The organism is Shewanella sp. 1CM18E (genome assembly GCF_023161665.1).
GTDB lineage: Bacteria > Pseudomonadota > Gammaproteobacteria > Enterobacterales > Shewanellaceae > Shewanella.
This window is the reverse complement of sequence record NZ_JALNTW010000014.1, coordinates 40,224-61,639: the sequence shown is the minus strand read 5'-3', so window position 1 is coordinate 61,639 and position 21,416 is coordinate 40,224. Positions and strand designations below refer to the sequence as shown.

Here is a 21,416-nt window from a genome sequence, read left to right as displayed (position 1 = left end):
GCGGCGTTATAACTCTCTATCACGGATGAAGAAATGAACATCGAAGTAACAACCTCACCTAGTAAACAAGATCTTGAAACTATCAGTAAAGGTATTCAGTCCTATAACCAAAAGTACATTTCAGACGATGTGGTTTTTGAACCTGATACTAAATTTGCTGCTTTCGCTAAAGATGAAAATGGAAAAGTTGTAGGAGGCGTAAGAGCAGTTGCTTTCTGGAATTATTGCATCCTCGAGTTGTTATGGTTATCTGACAAAACGAGGGGGCAAGGCGTTGGCAGTAAATTAATGGATGCAGCCGAAAACTTTGCCAAAGAAAAGGGCTTTGGATATATGCGTACAGAAACGCTGAGTTTTCAAGCAAAACCATTTTATGAAAAGCGTGGATACAAAGTTTTTGGTGAATTGCCTGATTACCCCAAAGGTCATGTAACATACTGTTTAGTAAAAGAGTTATAACAAGCTGTGTTAGTTGGACAAAATACCGTTGAGTTTGTTCGCTTCCAGTTTGATTTTACCCAGTTATATTTAGCCCCTAACAGGACTTTAAGGCTCTAAAATTATGAATATCGTGCCAGTAACTGAAACCGATTGGGATTCGTTAAAAAATATTAGACTAGAGTCACTTCTTGATGCTCCCGATGCATTTGGGCTTACCTATCAGGAAGCAAAAATGATTTCTGACGAAAAGTGGAAGTCAATCGCTTCGGAAGTCAATGGGGTAAAATTTTTACTTGCTCGCTGTAATGGACAAGATGTTGGATTAGTCGGTGGTGTTCACACTGAAGGACAATACGAGCTTGTTTCCATGTGGGTAATGCCCGAGAAAAGAAATGGTGGTATTGGCGTAAGCTTAGTCAAGGAGTTGCTCGGCCATGCAAAATCACAAGATTTTACTTCTGTAGTTTTGCATGTATCTATAAGAAATGGAGCAGCATATAGTCTGTATTCAAAGCTCGGGTTTAGAGCATTAAAAGAAGCGGATGGTAGTTTAGGCGGAGAGTTAAAGAAAATGGTTTGGCACTCTGCCTCCGAGCTCTAGCCGAGATAAAGGGGTCGTAGCAAATTAGAGACATTGCGGTATTTGGTGTCACCTAAGCCCCTAACGATAGACCTGATACGCTAACTGATTTCTGCACCAAAGTTGGTTAGCCTTGGAATGAAGGCTGATTACATTTATTTTTGTGCTTGTTGCTACGGGGGAGCTGGTTTGAGCTTGTAGCTGAGCCGCTATCAATCGCCTGCAGCGGGCGCATGTGCAGACACTTCTGAAGCTCACCGCTAGTACGTCCGTGTAGGCTTAACGAAAACATCCATGTTTTCGACGGCTTCAGCCGTATCTGCACTAGGTTAGCCAAGCATAATTCTGGTGATTCGGAGTAATGGCTATAAGGCTAGTTCATTATCCATATCTATTGCTTATTCGCTCCGACCCCTTTATGCACAGCCAACCATTACTGGATGAGTTACATCGTTGGTTGGAAAAATCTCAACAGCATGCGCCCCCAAAAAGCAGTCTAGGGAAAGCAATCAGCTATAGCCTAAATCAATGGCCCAAGCTCAACCGCTATCTTGAAGATGGGCGGCTCAACATTGATAATAATCGTGCAGAGCGAGCCATAAAGCCGTTTGTAATAGGGCGAAAAAACTGGTTATTTGCCAATACAGCGACTGGTGCGAACGCCAGTGCCACGCTGTACAGCATGATAGAAACCGCCAAGGCTAATGGGCTAACGCCCTTTAACTATTTGATGTACTGCCTGGAACAATTGTCACTCAAACCCGAGAGCATAGATCACTTGCTACCTTGGAATGTAATACTAGACTAGGTGCAGTTCCCCGGACGGATACGATTTAAATATGAATCCATCAGCGTTCGCGACGCATCAGGTACTTAAATTTCAGACAACAAAAAAGCACTACACAGAACCGGTTCACAAACTGCCTAGGATTAAAATACATCTACCTAATCATTTGCGACCTGCTCCAAGCAGCGCCTTAAAAGTCTTTCTTCACCCCCCCTTGTTGGGCAGACCTGAATAATAACAGCGAATCCAGAATCACCAAATGAAATAAAGTTAATGAAACTACTGTGCCGTAAATGGGATTACAATTAGCAAATTACAGGGATAAAAAAGCCCCCAAGGTTTAACCCTCGGAGGCTCGTTTTTTATAGTGAAGCTAACAAAGCTAAGTTAAAAGCAGCGATACACAAGAATACGCATAACCCAATCACCGAACCAATAGCGGCAATAAGAAACCCCAAGATATTACCTATCATTTTAAATCACTCGGTCTGTTCGGCACTAAGTCCAGATACTCACCACAATATGTAATCAATAACCGCTTTGCCGTTTCCTCAGTGGTTTCATTATCAGCTTTGAAAGCATAGACCAGACCAGAACCTTCGCCACGCCCAAACATAAACCAATCGCGTTCTTTGACCTTTGAGCCAATCGCCTTTCTTAAAGCTATGTGATAATGATGGTTCCAATTATGAATAGCGGAAGCCTCCCAGCATAACCCCAAAGCTTTATCCTCTCCACTATCAGCAACAGCACCAAAGGCAACCAAACTAGCAGCAAGAATAATTTTCTTTATCATAGCTCGTACACTCTGTGGCTAACCATAGTAATAACGCCTTTCAATCCCAGCTTAGCAAGACCGTTAGCAATGTAATTCTTGTTGCGTCCATTACCTAACAGCTCCAATAACTTATTAGTTGGTAACTTGAATTGCTGTTGTTCCGCTGCAACTATCTTAATAGCTTCCATCAATTCGCTTAGCTTATCACTTAACTTAACTGTTGTTGGTCTAGCAGCTGCAACAGCATCACCAAGTTCATTTAATGTTATGCCATCGGCTTTCATCAGTAATTTAATCTCAGCTATTTTATCAAGCCTCGCCTGATAGTTCTCAATCTCGCCTTGTCGCTCTTGTTTTACTTCATCGATAGTAGATACCACATTAAGAAATACATTTAGGTCTAATTTCTTCAGCGCACATCCTTGTCTATTAAAATCTAAATCATTACTAAAGGTTTTCAATACTTCATTCCACTTAACTTCGCTACCTTGCTCTAATAACAGTTGGCGGTTTAACTTACGTTCTTGCGTTTGCGTCATGCTCATTTAGATTCTAACTCTATTAATTGTTGTTGCTGTAAAGCAGCGATATGATAACCGCTGCCCTTTTATAAAACTGTTAGCTTGATTAAATTTATTACTTACCCATTTCAGCTTGAATCATCAACCAATTGGCCTTGGTTACTCGCACTGTCTGAATGGCCACACCCTCAGCATTCAACTCTGAAACAAAGTAATGACCGCTTGATGTTCTTAAGAACCCGCGCACCTTACCCGTGTGAATATCAGTTTTCTGGATATGTGGGGTCAGAGTAAACTTTATTTGATTGCCATATTTTTTCTTATCCCACGACCTAGCTTTAAACAGCTTTCTCTAACTAATTTCTGTCCAAAAGCTAGCTAGGGCTTTAGGCGCAACGCTAAACATTAAAGAGTGTGCTGTTCCAACTTGGTGTAGATACAGCTGAGGCCTTTGATGGCATGGATGCCATCGTAGAGCTTACAGGGACGTACTCGCAGCGTGTCTCAGAAGTGTCTGCACATGCGCTGGCTGCAGGCCATTGGAACCAATTTTACTGTTAGTTATCCTCAGGCAAAAATACGTATCGATTCTTTGAGGGCTATATAATCAAACGAAGTTTGATTGATTTGGCTTTAATGCACCAGAGAAGCACGCTCCGACAAACTTCTGCCCAGAAATGAACTTGTAACACCCGAGAAAACTCATTCGGAGAGATGATGATTCAGATGTCGGTACGGCATGGACGGCTTTATAGCATCCCACTGAAGTAACGACATCTGATATCTTACTGTGCGAACCTTAGCCTTTCTTGGTCTCCTCTGTGTCCTTCTACCAGCGGTGTTTTTCAAGGTAGTTGGCACTCTTGCTAACCTGTGTGGTTGAACTCGCTATTGCTCCTCACTGCATAAGGCGCGGCCAGCTTGATAACAACTCGGTTGCCTTGGGCAGACGGCACCGCGAGCGCAAATAAGCCGAGCGTCATTTTCTATGCCGCGTTCAATCCAATTAATATTGAGAATTTTCGCTACACTCATAAGGTTTTTCTTAACATGCGTAGGCATAGTCACAGAGCCACTATTGGTGGCGCATGACTGTTTTAAATCCGCTGCAATCGCTGCAGCGTCGCCGCCTTGGGCATCAATGGCGGGGTTTAAATCGATTCCGGCACAAAGCACGTGATTATTGCCCGCCATGTCTTCAACTTTAATCGACTCACAGCAATAGATCCTTGGCTCATCAGCAACATCCAAAATGGATATTTGCGCTGAGGTACCGACCTTAGGCTCATTAATCATTCTAAATACTGCCCAGTGCTGACAGGGATCTTCTACTACGCGCATATTTCCCCAAGGTAGCGGGATACCATTACCACGATAAACGGCTTTTAACTTGCCTGGGGCATAAGCATCGAAGTAGTGCCAATGGGGGTAGGGAGAGACAACCGTCATACGCCGCATTGCAACGGAGGCTGAAACCCCAATGGTTTTACTGACGTTAATTTCATAACCGTGACGGTCAAGTAATTGTCTATAAGCCACTTTAGGGCACAACAATGCACCGGCAAAAAAGCTCGATTCGAAATCTCGCCATGCATGTAAAATATCTTGCGCATTTAGGGTCGAGGAAGCTGGTGCAGCGTTATCGTCATGGGACGCTGTATGGCGGCGACCAGCGGTTAATACGCACTTAAGTCCATCTTTATTGTGTAAAACACAGTGACCAATATGTACCGCTAAATCATATTTTAGCCGGGTGGGGTAGGACTTAAGCATTTTATTTAAATAAATGGTTGATGGTGGCTCGAAAAATGAAGTCACCACATGGGCTGTGCTGACCCCCATCTCATCGACAACTTCTTGCGGGGTTTTATCAACCCACTTAAGTTTTAGTCCGAGTGATTTAGCAATATCTTTTAAATCGTCGAGGGCTAAAGGCAAGCGTTTGTGACCGACCTCTTCAGCTGCACGCTCAAGATCAGGAAAGTGGTTTTGATGATGCTCTTGGTGAGCTCGAATAAGTAAATGGGCAAACTCTCTTCCCGTGGTGCCGGTTTGCGATAACATTTCTGGGATCGCTATCTGCAAAATATCGTTAGAAAATAAAAAGCTAGGCTCTAACGCCATACCACTAATTCCGCCGCGGCGACCTTTCTCAGGTGTGATGGCATCGCCTTCGGGTACATCATCTAAAAACCAATCGACTTCCTTTTGAAACACGGCTGCAATGACGGCGAGCATGCCTGCGCTTGGTACGCGTTTGCCCCGTTCAATCATAGATAAGTAGGAAACGGATGGGGCGGATTCTGGATCAACCCGTACGCATCTCGCAGAAAGATCTTCCATTGTGAGATGGTTACGTTTACGCAGGTTTCTAATCTTAGTCCCTAAGAAATGTGACTTTCTGATCAAGCTCTGATTATTTTTCATCTTGTAAAATTCACAATGTAAAATTTTTATTGTGAAATTGTAATGAAAATTACACTAGACTACAAATCAAGCAATCAGAAAACGGAAATAATTTTGGTTGCGATGTGAACAAGCAATAGCTGAACCGAAATCGACAGTAAGAGGACAGGGCCATGGAACTATCAACAATCAATAGTACTCAAGTAAATCTAAATAATAACTTTATTGGTGCCGATCTTGTTGATGTGAATGTTGTCGAAAAGGCAACTAAAGACACAACGGCCCCTTGTGCAAAAGCATTTTTAGACGCTAAGTTTCCCCTCGCAAATGGCTCGCATAAAGATGCATGCAGCTATGTAGTGTATTACCAGCAACTGCTTATCTTTATGGCTGATGGTACGCAAACGGGATTACGTATCCCTAAGCAGTTTGTGGCGCTGAATGGTCATAAAAGTGAGCCAACGGCGATTTTGCTTAAAGATAATGGTACTCATGTCGAGCTCACTTTTGAGCGTAATAAAGAAAATGACTGCCAGGACTTGGCTAATATTAAAGATATTCAGCTAGAAGGGCATGAATATTGGATTAGTTTAATCGATATTGAGCGTTCAGTGATTGCAAGTTCGATGCAAGATCAAGTGTTTACCGCCAAAGATGGCAGTGACTATTTATTAAAGGAATAAAAGCGAGACTATCGCTATCCTAACGATGAAATACCGCAATCAATTGCGGTATTTTTTATTGTGGTTATGAGTCCGTGGTTCGATATTCCATGGCATTTGTTGAGCTTGATTGCCCATCTTACTAAGCGTTCCTTTCAGCCACTTATTTAGCTTTGCACCTGTTTACTGGAAGTAAGTCAATTTAATGCTGAATTCTTACGGTATTTAGTCGGGCTAAGCTTGCGTATTGACGTCTTTACTCCTATGATCGCAGCGTTTTCTAATCAGAGTAATTTTTTAATGTTGAAATCTTCGCTATCTCCTAGCTCTAACGAACTAGTGATCAGTATTCTTGATCTTGTTTTATCTGAGGGTAAGCCGTTAGATCGTGCTTATTCACAACACTTTTCGGGACTAAAATTAGAGCCGAAAGAACAAGGTCGCATCACATTCGTAGTGGGTGATATTTTACGAAGATTGAACCTTTACTGTTTCCTATCTGATGTTAAGTCTGAAGAAATGGCTCGTTTAGGCACGCGTTTGCTTAACGTTTGGCATTTATTCAACAATTTGCCGCTACCGAAAATGCAGTATGCGCTGCAAGTGGATGAGCAAGAACTCGCAGCTCGTATCGAAGAAGCTAAAGCCCAACCAGTTTTATGGGATGGCTGTCCTGATTGGCTTAACGAAATGGGCCAAGCGCAAATGGGCGATAAGTGGCCTGCAGAACGTGCTGCACTAAATAAGCCAGCAAAACGCTTTTTACGTACCAATATTTTAAAGTGTACCCGCGAAGAGTTAGCAACAGCGCTGCGTAAAGAAGGTGTTGAAACTGCTACTGTGCCGGGTGTTGATACTGCGCTTGAAGTGGTTTCTGATTCAGCACTATTTAGAACCGAAACCTTTAAAAAAGGTTGGTTTGAGCAGCAAGATGCAGGTTCTCAGCTAGTGGCATTAGCACTTGATGCAAAACCAGGTATGCGCGTTGTTGATGCGTGTGCTGGCGCTGGTGGTAAAACCTTATCTATTTCAGCGCAAATGCAAGGCAAAGGTCGCTTATTAGCGATGGATGTTGAGCAATGGAAACTTGATAACCTCAAGCAACGTGCTCGCCGTGCAGGCGCACATAACGTTGAAACACGCATTATTGCCAGCAGCAAAACCATTAAGCGCTTAAAGTTAACTTGTGATCGTGTGCTATTAGACGTGCCGTGTTCAGGTTTAGGTGTACTTAAACGTAACCCAGATGCTAAATGGCGCGATACGCCAGAGCGTTTACCAGTGTTAGTTGAGCTACAAAAGCACATTTTGCAAAGCTATAGCCGCATGGTAAAAGTGGGCGGCATGCTAGTTTATGCAACCTGTTCAATTATGCCTGAAGAAAACCGCGACCAAGTTGACGCGTTTTTAGCTGAAAACAAACATTTTAGATTTATTGAAGATGAAACCATCAGCCCAGCAGAAACAGGCTTTGACGGCTTTTATCTTGCTAAACTAGAGCGAATTGCTGAAGTTTAATGGACTCAGTTTTAATCCAATAAAAAGAGCACTTTAGGTGCTCTTTTTTATGTGTTTAGTTAATCAACTTAGATTGAAGCCATTTCTGTTTTACTCGCCATTGATGGTGACAAGAATCCTACGCTTACCGCCATGATCACGATGCTCGCCTAGATAAATCCCTTGCCAAGTGCCTAGGTTGAACCTGCCGTTAGTAATTGGAATCGTTAAGCTAACACCTAACAAACTTGATTTAAGGTGGGCTGGCATATCGTCATCCCCCTCATAAGTGTGGGTGTAATAGGGCGCTCGTTCTGGTGCTAACCGATTTATATATGCTTCAAAATCAGATCTTACACTCGGATCCGCGTTTTCATTAAGCGTGAGCGATGCTGAAGTATGTTGTAAAAGTAGATGAGCCACGCCAACTTTTATCTGATTTAACTCTGGCAATGCGCGCTCGATCTCTTCGGTTATCAAATGAAAGCCGCGAGATTTTGCTGTTAGCGATATAGTTTGTTGTAACCACATAATCAATTCTGCAAAAATTAGAATACGCCAATGGTTATCTATTTTGGCTTTTTGATCAATTAGCTTATTTACGCGTGATCTCGAGAAAGTCGAATGCCTGTTAATGAACTTTGCGGTCAGTTTACAGCGCATTCGATTTTTATTAGCGGTTTATTGGCGAAATAGAGTTAGCCCTTGTGTTCTTCGTTTTGCTCTAACTCTAACTGCATAAGTATCATATCCTCACCATCAAGCACGCGAGTGTTATTGCTTTCACAGTGGCTACAAATAACGTTGCGCTGCTTATGCTCTGTTTGTTGGCCGCAATTATTGCAGGCGATAACCAGAGGTTGAATATGCATTATCAAGTCGGCATTGCGACAGATCCCCTCAAGCTTAAAGGTGTCAAACGCTGTGTTAAGAAGGCTTGGCTCTACACCACTTAAGATCCCAAGCTTTATTTCAACACGGGTAATAGCTTGAGCATTATTATCTAATGCAAGTTGCTCACATTGCTCGATTAATGCTGTAACTATCGAATACTCATGCATTAACAGATCCTCGGTAGTAATTCACCTTGAGGAACATCCAAATAGCGGGCACTGCCCCAAGGAGTATGTAAAATCACTTTGCCTTGTTGGCTGTTTTCGGTCGCGCTGTTGCTGTCGTTACCAGCATTAGCTTTATCTGCTGTTACTTTTTCCGTGGTCACTTGGCCAATAATACTGGCAGCTTGGCAATGACAAAATTGCTGCATAACATTCATTGCTTTTTCTGCGTTAGCTGCGGGTACGGCAATAATAAAGGTTCCTTCATTAGCGAGATCAAATGGTTCAAAGCCATAAAGCTCGCACAGACCTTTGACTTCATCACTGACTGGTACCGATTCTTCTTTGACCTCGATACAGACATTTGACGCTTTTGCCCACTCATTTAACACCGCAGATAATCCACCACGGGTAGCATCACGCATGGCATGAATATCAATGTTAGCGGCAATTAATTGTTCGACTATTGGCCACAAGTTAGCACAATCACTGGTGAGTTCAGATTCCAATGCGAGTCCTTCACGAGCCATAAGTATTGCTGCGCCGTGGCGACCAATATCGCGACTAACAATAATGCAGTCTCCAGCCTCAAGGTTTTTCACTGAGATCTTAGGTTTTATTATTCGGCCAACACCAGAGGTATTAATAAACAAGCCATCTGCGCAGCCTTTAGGCACCACTTTAGTGTCGCCACAGACAATGCGGGTGTTGGACTTTTTAAGTTCACTCGCCATGCTGGCAACAATGGTTTTAAGTTTCGCGATTTCAAAGCCTTCTTCGATAATTACGCTACAGCTCAGGTACTGCGGCTCAGCGCCCATCATGGCTAAATCGTTGACCGTACCTGCGACGGCAAGCTTGCCAATATCACCACCAGCAAAGAAGATAGGTGAGACAGTAAAAGAGTCTGTGGTGAAGGCGATATTGCCGTCAAAGTGCAGTACTGCTGCATCTTCTTCACTGCGCAAAATGGCATTGTCAAAAGCGTCAAAGAATATGTCTTTAATTAGGCGGTTCATCTCTTTACCACCACCGCCATGGCTAAGTTGGATGACTTTGTTTGCTAACGCGTTCATAGATTTACTCCGTTATAGCGATAGTAGGCGTTGCAAGCGCCTTCTGAGCTGACCATACAGCTACCAAGAGGCGTGTCAGGGCTGCAGCCGCGGCCAAATACTTTGCAATCTTTTGGTTTGCAAAGGCCTCTTAGAATATCGCCACATTGACAGGCTTTATGATCGTCAATCTCTATTTGTGGTAATACATTGGCATAAACGCGCTCAGCATCTAAGTGAGCATATTCAGGTTTGAGCATGAGTGCGGAATTTGCAATCGGGCCCAATCCGCGCCAGCGAAACTCTGGCCGAATAGTCAGATACTTATCAATTAATGCTTGAGCAGTTTGATTACCGTTTTCAGACACTGAGCGGCTGTATTGGTTTTCAAGCTCAGCACGTTGCTCAGCTTTTTGTTTTACCAACATTAAAATCGATTGCATCACATCAACTGGCTCAAAACCGGATACCACAACAGGTGTGTTATATGTCTCAACTGCTTGGCGGTATATTTTAGCGCCGCTAATTACGCTCACGTGGGCAGGCCCAATAAAGGCGTTAACTTTTACTTGTGGATCGCTCATTACTGCACTAATCGCTGGCGGGACTAACACGTGGTTGATATGAAACAGTAGATTAGTAATGCCACGCTGGTTTGTCTGTTCAATTAACACCGCCGTCATTGGCGTCGAGGTTTCAAAACCTATGGCAAAAAAGATAATGGTTTTGTCAGGATTGTTGACCGCGATGGTTAACGTGTCTAATGGGTCGTAAATTGGCCTTATATCGCAACCTTTAGCCCTAAACTGCGCCAAACTGCCTTTTGAACCGGGAACGCGGATCATATCGCCTAGTGTGACTAAAATGGTATCGGGTTGACTGGCAAGGGCTGCAGCATGGTCAATGCGCTCTTTAGGCATAATACAAACAGGGCAACCGGGACCGTGAATAAAGTCGATATTGCTCGGTAGTAATTGATTAAGAACGTATTTCATTATGGTGTGGGTGTGGCCGCCGCACACCTCCATAATATTAATCTTACCTTCTACTTGGCTGGCATAGTGGCCAATTTGCTGAGCGAGTGAGCGGATCACCTTAGGATCGCGAAAGCCTTGATAAAGATCGTTTAAGGCAATCATCACGCCTCCCGCTCTTCTTGCTCAAGCTTGGACACAATCTCCTGATACAGGGCTAAACTTTCCATCGCATCGGCTTTATCTATCTTGTTCATCACAAAGCCAATGTGGATAAGCACATAATCATCAAGGGCTAAGGGTTCTGCCAACAAGTGGCTGCTGACTTTACGCTTCACCCCCATAGTATCAACGGTAACGGCTTGCTCATCTGGATGAAGCTCAACGACTTTTGACGGGATAGAAAGACACATTAAGCAGTTACTCCAACATTGTGATTAAGCCACTGCACCACTTTTTCGAGGGACTCTGGCTGCTTAACTGAGATCTCCATTAGTTCTACATTAGGGTTTAGCTTTTGAAGTTGCTTACGAGATTCTTCGATACTGAAATCAAAATGAGGCATTAAGTCGGATTTGGTGATCAGTACCAAATCGGCACGGCGGAACATCACTGGATATTTTTCGATTTTGTCATCACCCTCAGGTACTGACAGCAGCACGATATTTTTATGGGTGCCAACATCGTAACTTGCAGGGCAGACGAGGTTGCCCACGTTTTCTACAAAACAAATATCGATAGCATCTAAATCAATGTGGTGTAACGCGCTATGCACCATAAATGCATCTAAATGACAGGCTGCGCCGGTTTGGATCTGATAAGCATTAATACCTTTAGCTTTTAATCTATCGGCATCGCGAGAAGTCTCGAGGTCGCCTTCAATAACGGAATATTTCAGATCAGTATATTGATGTAAGTGTTCAAGTAGAGTGGTTTTACCGCTGCCAGGGCTACTCATTAGATTGAAAGCAGTGATCCCTTTGGCCTCAAAGTGGTCACGATTGTGCTGGGCTTCAATATCGTTTTTATCAAGGATTTTATGGATCACTGATAAGGTGGTTTTGTCGTTCAATTGCGGGTTACTGGCAAGGTTATGATCATGTCTTGAATGCGATTCTTTAGTATGAGAGTGGCCAGTTTTTAGTAGGGGATCGTGTCGGGCAATAGAACAGCCGCAGTCTTGGCACATAGGAAACTCCGTTTATTTATAGTATTAAGCCATTGTCGATCACGACTTACTTACGCGTTTTGATTTAAATCAGCTTTATCAAGGAGTGCGTGAGAGGTGTGTCGCATTTTGGCTGCTAATTGTGTTGTTTCACACCTGCTAATTTATCTAATTAGACTGATTAGCAGGTATTAGACATATATTCGGTTTTAGTCTTCGGGTTTAGTCTGTGGTTTTAGAATTAGTATTTTGTCGCAAGGGAGTGCCAAAGCTGACCGAGGGAGATCCCCGCATCATTAATTGGCACGTATTTAGGATCTAATACTCGATTACCTTGTGCTATGAGTGCTGTTTCGCAGCGCTGTAATAAGTATTTGTTTTGAAACACGCCACCACAAAGCACAATAGGTAGTTCAACGTGGTCTTTAGCGGTCAGGCAAACGATATCGCTTAACGCATCCATAAAGCTTCTGGCTATCAGGGCTACGCGTACTGGGGTCAATGGTTCTGCGGTAATCGCATTGATGATCTGCATTATTAGATCTGCGCTATCCCATACATTGCGATTATGCTTTATCGAGAATGGGATAGGGTTTTCTGTATACTCGCCAGTTTTTACAGCAAGATTATTTGCATCATCAACACTGCCACCCAAAGCGTTGTTAGCAAAAGAGTGCTTATCGAACGAATGATTATCAAATGAATCCTTATCAAATGAATAGCCATCAGAAATATTCATACCTTTATCATTTTTTTGCAGTTTTTCTGCATTTAGAGCATCTTCTGAGCGCTGGTGAGTATCATTTATGCGTGTATGTTGTGTTAAAGAGTTAGCAGCAGCTTCTAACAACATACCTGCTTGTCCTTCATATTGGATCTCATCAATCAAGCCTAAAGCTACTGCTACAGCATCGAATAGTCGGCCGATAGATGAGGTTTTAACACTAATGTTTGCACGCCAGACTTTTGTTAGGTTGTTAAAGGTAAAGTTTGCCATCTTGGTAAAAGCGGGCAGCTGTAAGGCCTGGATTTCTTCTGGTGAATATTTTTCAAGCAAGATGGATAGTAATACTCGGTTAGGCTGTTTAATCGCTTGTTCGCCGCCGATTAACTGAAATGGCATTAGATGGGTGAGACGCTGATATTTTTGGTTATTACACACTAGCGCTTCACCGCCCCAAAGCGTGCCATCATCACCTAAGCCAGTGCCATCAAAGGCAAACCCTAATACAGAATCTATATAATTATTTGCCGCCATAACACTCAGTACATGGGCATAATGATGCTGCACCATCATCTTTTGTGGCGCTTGTTTTTCTGCCCATAGGCTGGTGGCGTAATCTGGATGAGTGTCGTGAACCAGTTTTTTAGGCTCAAATTGGTAAAGCGTTTTAAAAGTCGCCAAGGTGTGGTGAAAGTAGTCTAACGCTTTAATGGATACCAGATCGCCAATATGGGGGCTTAAAAAGATATTTTGTTTAAAGCCAAAACAGACGGTATTTTTTTGTTGCGCCCCTACAGCCAGAGTTGCTTGTGGAATGGCTTGCTCACAATACAGGGATAATGGTGCATAACCTCGGGCAAGGCGAAGTACTTGCACTTTATCGTTAATGACTTGCACTACGCTGTCATCGCAAGCATTTAGTATTGGCCTATTATGATCCAATATAAAATCAACAACATGGCCAAGCTTTTGTTTGATATCCAATGCATCAATTATTATTGGCTCGCCGGATAGGTTGGCACTGGTCATCACTAGCGGGCGTTTTAGCTGCGCTAAAAGCAGAAAATGTAACGGTGTATAGGGTAAAAACACCCCGAGTTTATCAATTGCTGGGGCGATCAATTCGCTCAAGTTGTTTTGTTGATGCTTTAGTCCAATGCTCAAAGACGGCGCTATTTTCTGCATTAGTGTAATAGGGCGCTCTGCTGAGCTAAGGGTCTGCCATTCACTTGCATTACCGTAAACATACTGGGCTGCAACTTGCGGATTTTCGACCATAATCGCAAACGGTTTTGCTGGTCGATGTTTACGCTGACGCAGTAAAGCAATACTGGCGTCGTTGCTTGCATCGCAAACAAGGTGAAAGCCACCGAGCCCTTTGATTGCGAGTATTTTTCCCTCTTGCAACGCTTTGACCGCATCGGTTAATGCCTGTTCTTTATCACTTAATCTTTCAAGTGCTGCGGTATTAAAGCTTAACTGGGGCCCACAGTCTGGACAGCTGACAGGTTGTGCATGATAGCGTCTATCTAACGGATTTTGGTATGCGTTGGCGCAGCGATCGCACATAGCAAAACTTGCCATTGCAGTATTGGGTCTATCGTAGGGTAGGCCTTTAATTAAGGTGTATCTTGGGCCGCAGTTGGTACAATTGGTGAACGGGTATCTAAAGTGGCGATTGTTAATATCGCTTATTTCACTAAAGCAATCATCGCAGGTGCATTTATCTGGCGATACTGCAACAACGCTATTGTTAGCATTATTGCGATTGTTACAGCTATCAGCATTTTCTTGAGTCTCTTGAGTATTCTCACTGGCAATAATCGTAAAAGCAGTTTCATTAGCAACTGTGGCTAATGGTTTACTGGTGATGTTATCGATGCGCGATAGTGGTGGCGGTGATAGTACAAAGGCTTGTTCAAACTGAGTTAATGCGTCTTTTGGGCCCTGAGCAATAATCAACACGCCTTGACTATTATTTAATACGCTGCCGCTTAGCCCAAGCTCATGTGCTAGACGATAAACAAAAGGGCGAAATCCAACCCCTTGTACTACGCCGGTGATATTAAGTTGGATACGAGCGAGTGTGGCTTGCTCAGATCCGTATTGTGGATTACTGACCGGCTTAATGTCGGTTGACTGCATATATTTCAATACTCTAACGGGTAGGTTGTTTGTGATTAAATGAAAAGCGAGATAGCTAAGGTTTGCATTGCTAGCCTTAGCTAAAAACGTTTGCTTTAACGCCTACGTTGCTTTAAATACAGTCCACCTACTGCGAGGTTTACGCCATCAAGATCCATTGCTGGATTGGTGTTTAAGGTAAAGTTCTTCACAAGTCGCAGGGCAATACGCTCTGCTAGCATTGGGTTACTAAACTCATTACCTGCCAATACAACTGATTTTAAGCCGATATTTTGGTCTAAATGCTCAATCCAATTAGCAATATAATCTGCAAATGAGTCGTGAAGACCAAAAGCGAGTTTTTCAAGGTTGCCGTCTTCAGCCAGTCTAAAGCTAATAATACTGCCTAAGGTTTTACACCAATTTAAGCTTCGAGCGGCTTCGCCTTTGGTTAAGGGAAAATCAATTCTTGGTGCGTTGCTGCCTTTGTGAGCCATGGCTTTTGCTATTACAAAGTCACAAAGTGCCGTTTTACAGAGCTGAGTTTCGGCCTCTTTTGTTGCGTCTTTACTGGTTTCTGCTCCGAGTATAATGGCTACGATTGCCCACAGGGTTTGAATATTATTACAAGGCGCTGCAAGTTTTAGCGATAACAGCTGAATGTAATCCTCTGGATATTGAGCTTTAAATTTCTCTAACAGGATTTTTTGAGGAGAATCTGACAGTTGATGAACAATCTCGTAGCCGTTATCTGGCAACTCAGGAAACTCAAAAAACAGCTCCATGTTTTGTTGCTTATCCGATGTCACAATCTGGCTTTTATATTGATTGCTGAGATAAATCGCTGCAGTATTTTTAGCATGTTTATTGCGAATATGGGCGGCGAGCAATGCACGGGTCGCGGCATTATCAGGGGCTTGCCCTAAAGGTTGATGGTTAAAAATCGGCTCTTGGATAACACTGATGACATGCTTTTGCCACTTAGCAATATAAGGCCCGGTTTGCGCGTCATCATGCAGTGGTGTTTGAGTGGTCGGGATCAATAGCGGCGCAGCGCCTAATTGGCTCGTCACCTCACACCACTGGCCATTGACCATTGCAAAATGGGGATTGTCTGAATGGGCAATATAAAGGTAATCAACTCCTTGCTGGCGTAGAACTTCACAAAGCACCAGTAATAAACGTGATTTAGCAAAACAGATCTCGTAAAGAGCGTTATGTAGACGAGGGTGTTTAGCAATGGGTTTGGCGCTGATAAATGGCTTTTCGATGCTTGATAAACCAAGTATTTGACTGCCTGTGAGTGAGAAGTGCGCGTTAAGATTATTTGGATTGCAGATCACTAGGTGTTGCCGCTGCTGCGAGCTATTAAGCACTTTATTATCTATGGGCTGGAAACTAACTATGATTGGCAATGTGTCGTTTGGGCTAGGTAGCTCTATATAGCCTTGTGAATTAAGTTTTGCTGCTAAAGCTTTGATATCTTCGAGGCTAAAGGATTTTTCAGGATCTGTAATGCGTAAATGGCTTTGGCAACAAGGGCAGGCGAGATCTATTTCACCAAACTGCGCTGATTGATTGTCGGCAAATTTAGGTTGGCAGTGTTGACAATATTCTAAGCCTAAATTTGCAGGGGTTAGCTTATCACTTTTTAGCGGTGTTTTACTGCCGCTAAAGTCGTCCACCAGCTTGATATCAGGTTTAGTTAGGCAAACCGATAATAGGAAGTCACTGGCAACCTCATCTGCGAGTTGCTCTAACTTACCTTGCTCGCCCTGGGCTTCTAAATAGTAACGGTTTTCTTCTCGGCCAATGGCAATGTCATAATCAGGTTTAAGTAGGTATTGATCACATAAGTGAGCGTAAAATGGCACATCGCGGGTACAATTAAACTCGAATCTAATTTTCTTCATCGGAAATTAAGCCACGTTTATAGGAATCGGGAATTAGGCTGTTGATGTCGATATTGGCAATGCGTTGGTGAGTAAAGCCTAATGTTGTTAAATGTTGTAATAAGGTCTTTTCCATCAAAGGCACGGCCGCTTGGATCTGCTTAGTTAATCCTAAGATCATCGGCTCGAGTACCGTTGGGGTAACCCCTAATACAAATGTTTTTGGGCGATCGCCGACCATTTCCATCATGATTAAGGTTTGTAGCATTTCTACTTCGTGGGCGCTGCCTTGCCAATCGATTTCTGCTGGGGCCTTGTCGAAGTCAAAGAAATACACTTCACCAGGCGCAACACCGTTAGCGTTAACCGTATCGACCACAATAAGATAGTCATATTGGCAAAGAGTAGGGATAAGTCCTTGGGCTAATGTTCCACCATCGAGAATGTCTAACTGCTCAACTGGATGGTGGAAATGATAGTTTTCTTGGATGTAATTGACGAAATGTACGCCGATGCCCTCATCGGCGTACAGGACATTGCCAATACCAAGTAGCAATATCTTCATGAGTTCCTTTTATTTTTTCTTATGGTAGTCATAACCTGAGACGATAGAGTCAACAGAGTTGTGCTTAAAGCGAATACCCGACCAAACAGCCATATACACGTGTATTACCACAAAGATGATAAATACCCAGGTAAGGTAATGGTGCCAGATGCGCACAGGCGCTAAGCCACCCATCAATGCCGTTAACCAATTCGCCATTGGCGCTAGTAATCCACCAAGACCTTCATGATATACATTGGCATACAACACGAGTCCTGTAATGCAGATCAACAATGCAACGACAGAGATTGCCAAGTAAGTCACAAATTGTAGTGGTCCATACACGCCAGCTTTGTCTAAATGTCCCATCCATAGGTAAGATTTAAGCTGAGTGATCCAACTTTTTACGCTCATTACATCTTTAAAAGAGCGTCGTTCGATATCGCTTTTACCAAAAAAGAACAGATAAGCCCGCACTATGGTGATTGCTACTAACACAAAACCAAAGATCTGATGGGCGGCGCGAATATAACCTTGTACCAATACGTCAGAGTTTTCTGGTGCAACCAAAAACGGCCACGCGATATAAAACCCCGTCACTATGAGTACAAAAATGGCTAAAGCTCTTAGCCAATGGAATATTCGTATTGCAGCACCAAAGATCAGTTCCCTTTGGTAGGGCGCAGATTGAGTTGCCATGTTATCCCCCTTGATTAAAATCCGTTGGGATCAATTTTAAATTCACCTAAGTTTTGCCCTTTGTAGTCCATAACGTGCACAGCACATGCCATACAAGGGTCGAACGAGTGAATAATGCGGATCACCTCTAAAGGCTTGGTAGGATCTTCAAGCTTTAGCCCAATAAGCGAAGCCTCATAGGGGCCCATCTTACCGTTGGCATCAACGGGGCCAGCGTTCCATGTAGTTGGAACTACGGCTTGATAGTTTTCAACTTTGCCGCCCTTAATGCGGATCCAGTGACTGAGCATACCGCGCGGCGCTTCAATCATGGCGTGACCCACATACTCTTTGCTTGAGTCAATTTCAGGCTTGATGTAGGTGGCTTCGTCAGACTGCATATTGGTTAGCATGGCATCAAAGGTTTTGAGGCCTTCTTCAGCAACAATAACCGTTTGCAACATACGTGCAGCGGTGCGGCCTAAAGTGGTAAATAGCGCTTCAACTGGTAATCCTGTTGCTTCAAGTAAACCGTTAACCGCATTAACTACCACTTGGTTACCGCGAGCATAACTGACAAGTAAACAAGCAAGTGGGCCAACTTCTACTGGCTCGCCGTTATAACGTGGCGATTTAACCCAAGTGTATTTGCCGTCGCCATCGACAGTTGGCAGTTTGCCGTAGACAGTGTCGCGCTCCACAAAGCCGGTGTAATCAGGCACTGTTGTACCATCGTAAGGGTGCTCTGGTTTATCGGCTTTATACCAAGCGTGGGTAGCGTCTTCTGAGATCATATCAGGATCTAAATCAGCCACATTGGCCAAGTCGCCATTCATGATCACGCCTTGATTAAACATGTACTGGTTATCACCGAGTAAGAAGTCATCACAGGCTAAGAAGTTTTTAATATTCACGCCGCCAAGTACGCTAGGCTCACTGCCAAAGGCGGCTGCAGCCATTACCACGTCTGCTTTATAAGCTCTAATAATAAAGTCTTGTACGATCTCATGCTTTTGCTTCCACTCTTGTAAACGAGCAGGGCTTAACATGTCGCGAACCGCTGTTACGCCGCCAACGACAATCGATTGTGGATGCGGTGACTTGCCACCAAAAATCGCTAGCATTTCAGCGGCTACGCGCTGTACTTCTAATGCTTTTAGATAATGCGATAGGGCGATTAGGTTTTGCTCTGGAGTAAATTTATAAGTGCCGTTGCCCCAGTAAGCGTTAGCGAAAGGACCAAGCTTGCCGGTTGCCACTAATCCTTTAACTTTTTCTTGTACTGCGCGCAGATCGCCTTCACCTGCGGCAATCGGATTAGCCGTGTATTTCAGGGCTTCTTGGGCTGCTAAAGCTGGATCTGCACTTAATGCAGAGACCACATCAACCCAATCTAATCCGTGCAGATGATAGAAATGCACAATATGATCATGCATATACAAAGAGGTTTGCATCAAGCTACGCAAATATTTGGCATTAAGTGGAATTTTTACACCTAGGGCGTTTTCTACCGCTTCAGTACCACAGCGGTAGTGAGAATAAGTACAAACACCACAAATACGTTGCACAATTAAGCCGACATCCATAGGTGTACGGCCTTTTAAAATCACTTCAATACCGCGCCATAAAGTGGAAGATGACCAAGCTTTTTTAATAACATTATTTTCATCAACTTCGACTTCTACGCGAAGGTGACCTTCAATACGCGTGATTGGATCGATAACAACACGTTTACTCATGATTATTCCTCTTCAGGTTTGGCAAATAAACTGGCTACAGCATGTGCGCCAATTCCGACAGCAGTTGCACCTAAAATGACGGCACCTATGGTGTCGCTGGTGGCGTCTAGACTGTGCAGTAATTGCCTACCTAAAGGCTTTTCAAAGTCGGCCATATCATCCCAGAAATTTGGCTCTGAGCAGCCAATGCAGCCGTGGCCTGCAAGTACTGGCCAGCTGGTATGGTGGTTAAATCGTTCTGTTGGGCAGTTGTTGTAGGTGTAAGGTCCTTTACAACCAACTTTATATAAGCAGTAACCATCTTTTGCGCCTTGATCGCCAAATTCTTCAACGAATTCACCCGCATCAAAGCGACCACGACGTTCACAGTTATCGTGCACGCGTGCGCCGTAAGCCCATTTAGGGCGATTAAACATATCAAGTGCAGGTAACTTGCCAAACATAATGAAGTACATCAAAGTACCGACAATGTTCTTCTCACTTGGTGGGCAACCACCTAAGTTAATCACGGTTTTATCAACGACTTCATATACGCCTTTAGCACCAGTTGGGTTTGGCGCCGCGGCTTGCACGCCACCAAACGCAGCACAAGTGCCTACTGAAATGATTGCGGCTGCATCTTTGGCGGCTTCTTGCACTATATGCAGGCCGGTGTGACCTTTACAGCCAACAGTGAGATACGCACCATTGTTTGCTGTTGGTACAGCGCCTTCAACGGCAAGCAAGTAATTACCTTTATAGGCTTCTAGCGCATGCTCAAGGTTCTCTTCTGCCTGCCAGCCTGCGGCAGCCATTAAGGTTTCATGATATTCGAGCGAAACGTGTTTAAAGATTAAGGTATCGAGGTTAGGGGTATCGGTACGGATCAAGGACTCGGAACAACCAGTACATTCGGCTAGATGCAGCCACACCAGTGGAACTCTGTCAGCAAACTCTGCAGCTTCAGCTACGAGCGTGCTAAACGGTAAGGGCAGTGCAAGCATGGCGGTAACTGCAGCGCTCCATTTCATGAAGTCGCGGCGGCTAATGCCATTTTGCTCCATCTTTTGCTGCAGGGTTTCTCCACTGCGAGGTTCTAACTGACGAAGTTGCTCTATTCGGGCGAGGCCTTGTCGATAAAGGGCTTCATGTGTTTCCATGTTTAAACCTTTTTTATTGTAAGGAATTTGCTCAACTTCAGCAGTTTATGCTGCACAACTCAGCAGAATGTTGATGTGGGTCAAGTTTTTTTTCGCTTTCAGAGGTAGGGCGAGCCTAGTGTTTCGCAGTCTTGCGGTAGATCATTAAAAATGACCTTGATGAGACAAAATGGCGCAGGCTAGAATTTTTTTGTGAACAAGATCACTAAATATTACTTAAAAATAGACATCACAATTAGCCAATCTCTCCCAGTTTTTTTAGATGAACTCGCTGTTGCTTGTGTTATTAACGCGGTACTTTTTCTTTGTTTTCATCAGTATTGTGTGTGAGCCTTTGTTGCAGATATTTGCTTGATGCGAATTTTCAGGTCGATATTAATGGTGTGTATCCGTGGTGATAGTTTTGTTGTTTGCATCTTATGCGGTGCAGTTTTTGTAGCGTTTTCGCCCGACTATTGCGCCGTTATTGTTAAGGGAGAGGATAGTAAATTCGTTAATGGTTAAATTTTGACTTTTATTAAGCGGCGGTAAGGCCAAATCAACTTTTTAATTAACTTAGTTAAGTGAAATGTTGCCTATTGTACTGTGACTGTGGTCACGAATGGGTTATTGCTCTGTTGTTTACTGGCTCGTTTTTGCGTTGTTTTAC

The 21,416-nt window shown here is 43.6% G+C and carries 20 protein-coding genes and 1 pseudogene; 6 read left to right on the top strand and 15 right to left on the bottom strand.

The features are described 5' to 3' along the window. Window positions 1–33 precede the first annotated feature (33 nt). The 3 genes and pseudogenes from MSG37_RS16420 to MSG37_RS16410 all read left to right on the top strand — a co-directional run. The gene (locus MSG37_RS16420; RefSeq protein ID WP_248471737.1) at window positions 34–459 is read left to right on the top strand and encodes a GNAT family N-acetyltransferase; all 426 of its coding nucleotides are present in this window, start codon (window positions 34–36) and stop codon (window positions 457–459) included. A gap of 103 nt (window positions 460–562) precedes the next feature. Then, window positions 563–1,042 (top strand): GNAT family N-acetyltransferase, encoded by a 480-nt coding sequence (locus MSG37_RS16415; protein ID WP_248471736.1) that lies wholly within the window; start codon window positions 563–565, stop codon window positions 1,040–1,042. A gap of 403 nt (window positions 1,043–1,445) precedes the next feature. Further along, window positions 1,446–1,829: pseudogene (locus tag MSG37_RS16410) on the top strand (transposase); the annotation flags it as partial. 448 nt (window positions 1,830–2,277) lie between these two features. Here MSG37_RS16410 and MSG37_RS16405 read toward each other — a convergent pair. Together MSG37_RS16405 and MSG37_RS16400 are read right to left on the bottom strand one after the other, a co-directional pair. Next, the gene (locus MSG37_RS16405) at window positions 2,278–2,604 is read right to left on the bottom strand and encodes a hypothetical protein (RefSeq protein ID WP_248471735.1); all 327 of its coding nucleotides are present in this window, start codon (window positions 2,602–2,604) and stop codon (window positions 2,278–2,280) included. Continuing rightward, window positions 2,601–3,131: an H-NS histone family protein gene (locus tag MSG37_RS16400; RefSeq protein WP_248471734.1), complete on the bottom strand. Its 531-nt coding sequence runs from the start codon at window positions 3,129–3,131 to the stop codon at window positions 2,601–2,603. Before MSG37_RS16400 ends, MSG37_RS16405 begins: the two co-directional genes overlap by 4 nt. A 78-nt stretch (window positions 3,132–3,209) precedes the next feature. Here MSG37_RS16400 and MSG37_RS16395 point away from each other — a divergent pair, with 78 nt between their 5' ends. Continuing rightward, complete coding sequence (locus tag MSG37_RS16395; protein WP_248471733.1) at window positions 3,210–3,401, top strand: hypothetical protein; 192 nt, start codon at window positions 3,210–3,212, stop codon at window positions 3,399–3,401. A 594-nt stretch (window positions 3,402–3,995) separates the two neighbouring features. Here the strand turns inward: MSG37_RS16395 and MSG37_RS16390 are convergent. Next, entirely contained in the window at window positions 3,996–5,534 is a 1,539-nt protein-coding gene (locus MSG37_RS16390; RefSeq protein ID WP_248471732.1) for a DUF3612 domain-containing protein, read from the bottom strand. 152 nt (window positions 5,535–5,686) lie between these two features. On the opposite strand from MSG37_RS16390, the gene MSG37_RS16385 reads away from it, so the two are divergent. Both MSG37_RS16385 and MSG37_RS16380 read left to right on the top strand, forming a co-directional pair. Then, entirely contained in the window at window positions 5,687–6,196 is a 510-nt protein-coding gene (locus tag MSG37_RS16385) for a malate synthase (RefSeq protein ID WP_248471731.1), read from the top strand. 279 nt (window positions 6,197–6,475) lie between these two features. Further along, window positions 6,476–7,693, top strand: a complete 1,218-nt coding sequence (locus tag MSG37_RS16380; RefSeq protein ID WP_248471730.1) for an RsmB/NOP family class I SAM-dependent RNA methyltransferase — start codon at window positions 6,476–6,478, stop codon at window positions 7,691–7,693. 90 nt (window positions 7,694–7,783) lie between these two features. Here the strand turns inward: MSG37_RS16380 and MSG37_RS16375 are convergent, their stop codons facing one another. The 12 genes from MSG37_RS16375 to hyaA all read right to left on the bottom strand — a co-directional run bounded on the left by MSG37_RS16375 (window position 7,784) and on the right by hyaA (window position 20,767). Beyond that, window positions 7,784–8,203, bottom strand: coding sequence for a secondary thiamine-phosphate synthase enzyme YjbQ (locus MSG37_RS16375; protein ID WP_248471729.1), 420 nt, complete (start codon window positions 8,201–8,203; stop codon window positions 7,784–7,786). A gap of 167 nt (window positions 8,204–8,370) precedes the next feature. Beyond that, the gene (locus tag MSG37_RS16370) at window positions 8,371–8,733 is read right to left on the bottom strand and encodes a hydrogenase maturation nickel metallochaperone HypA (RefSeq protein ID WP_248471728.1); all 363 of its coding nucleotides are present in this window, start codon (window positions 8,731–8,733) and stop codon (window positions 8,371–8,373) included. Continuing rightward, on the bottom strand, window positions 8,733–9,806 hold the full coding sequence (gene hypE, locus MSG37_RS16365; RefSeq protein ID WP_248471727.1) for a hydrogenase expression/formation protein HypE: 1,074 nt from the start codon (window positions 9,804–9,806) through the stop codon (window positions 8,733–8,735). Before hypE ends, MSG37_RS16370 begins: the two co-directional genes overlap by 1 nt. Further along, window positions 9,803–10,924 (bottom strand): hydrogenase formation protein HypD, encoded by a 1,122-nt coding sequence (hypD, locus tag MSG37_RS16360; RefSeq protein WP_248471726.1) that lies wholly within the window; start codon window positions 10,922–10,924, stop codon window positions 9,803–9,805. The genes hypE and hypD overlap by 4 nt, the downstream gene beginning before the upstream one ends. After that, on the bottom strand, window positions 10,924–11,172 hold the full coding sequence (gene hypC / locus MSG37_RS16355) for a HypC/HybG/HupF family hydrogenase formation chaperone (protein WP_248471725.1): 249 nt from the start codon (window positions 11,170–11,172) through the stop codon (window positions 10,924–10,926). Before hypC ends, hypD begins: the two co-directional genes overlap by 1 nt. Further along, window positions 11,172–11,948 carry a hydrogenase nickel incorporation protein HypB gene (gene hypB / locus MSG37_RS16350; protein ID WP_248471724.1) on the bottom strand — a complete coding sequence of 259 codons (777 nt, stop codon included), beginning with the start codon at window positions 11,946–11,948 and terminating at the stop codon, window positions 11,172–11,174. The genes hypC and hypB overlap by 1 nt, the downstream gene beginning before the upstream one ends. A 220-nt stretch (window positions 11,949–12,168) precedes the next feature. Further along, window positions 12,169–14,796, bottom strand: coding sequence for a carbamoyltransferase HypF (gene hypF, locus MSG37_RS16345; RefSeq protein ID WP_248471723.1), 2,628 nt, complete (start codon window positions 14,794–14,796; stop codon window positions 12,169–12,171). A gap of 95 nt (window positions 14,797–14,891) precedes the next feature. Continuing rightward, window positions 14,892–16,688 (bottom strand): NiFe hydrogenase, encoded by a 1,797-nt coding sequence (locus MSG37_RS16340; RefSeq protein WP_248471722.1) that lies wholly within the window; start codon window positions 16,686–16,688, stop codon window positions 14,892–14,894. Then, complete coding sequence (locus tag MSG37_RS16335) at window positions 16,675–17,232, bottom strand: HyaD/HybD family hydrogenase maturation endopeptidase (protein WP_248471721.1); 558 nt, start codon at window positions 17,230–17,232, stop codon at window positions 16,675–16,677. Before MSG37_RS16335 ends, MSG37_RS16340 begins: the two co-directional genes overlap by 14 nt. 9 nt (window positions 17,233–17,241) lie before the next feature. Next, window positions 17,242–17,910 (bottom strand): Ni/Fe-hydrogenase, b-type cytochrome subunit, encoded by a 669-nt coding sequence (gene cybH / locus MSG37_RS16330; protein ID WP_248471720.1) that lies wholly within the window; start codon window positions 17,908–17,910, stop codon window positions 17,242–17,244. 14 nt (window positions 17,911–17,924) lie between these two features. Beyond that, a complete protein-coding gene (gene hyaB, locus MSG37_RS16325) occupies window positions 17,925–19,628 on the bottom strand; it encodes a nickel-dependent hydrogenase large subunit (protein WP_248471719.1) in 1,704 nt (567 codons plus the stop codon). Window positions 19,629–19,630: 2 nt separating this feature from the next. After that, window positions 19,631–20,767: a hydrogenase small subunit gene (hyaA, locus tag MSG37_RS16320; RefSeq protein WP_248471718.1), complete on the bottom strand. Its 1,137-nt coding sequence runs from the start codon at window positions 20,765–20,767 to the stop codon at window positions 19,631–19,633. Between the last annotated feature and the right edge of the window lie 649 nt (window positions 20,768–21,416).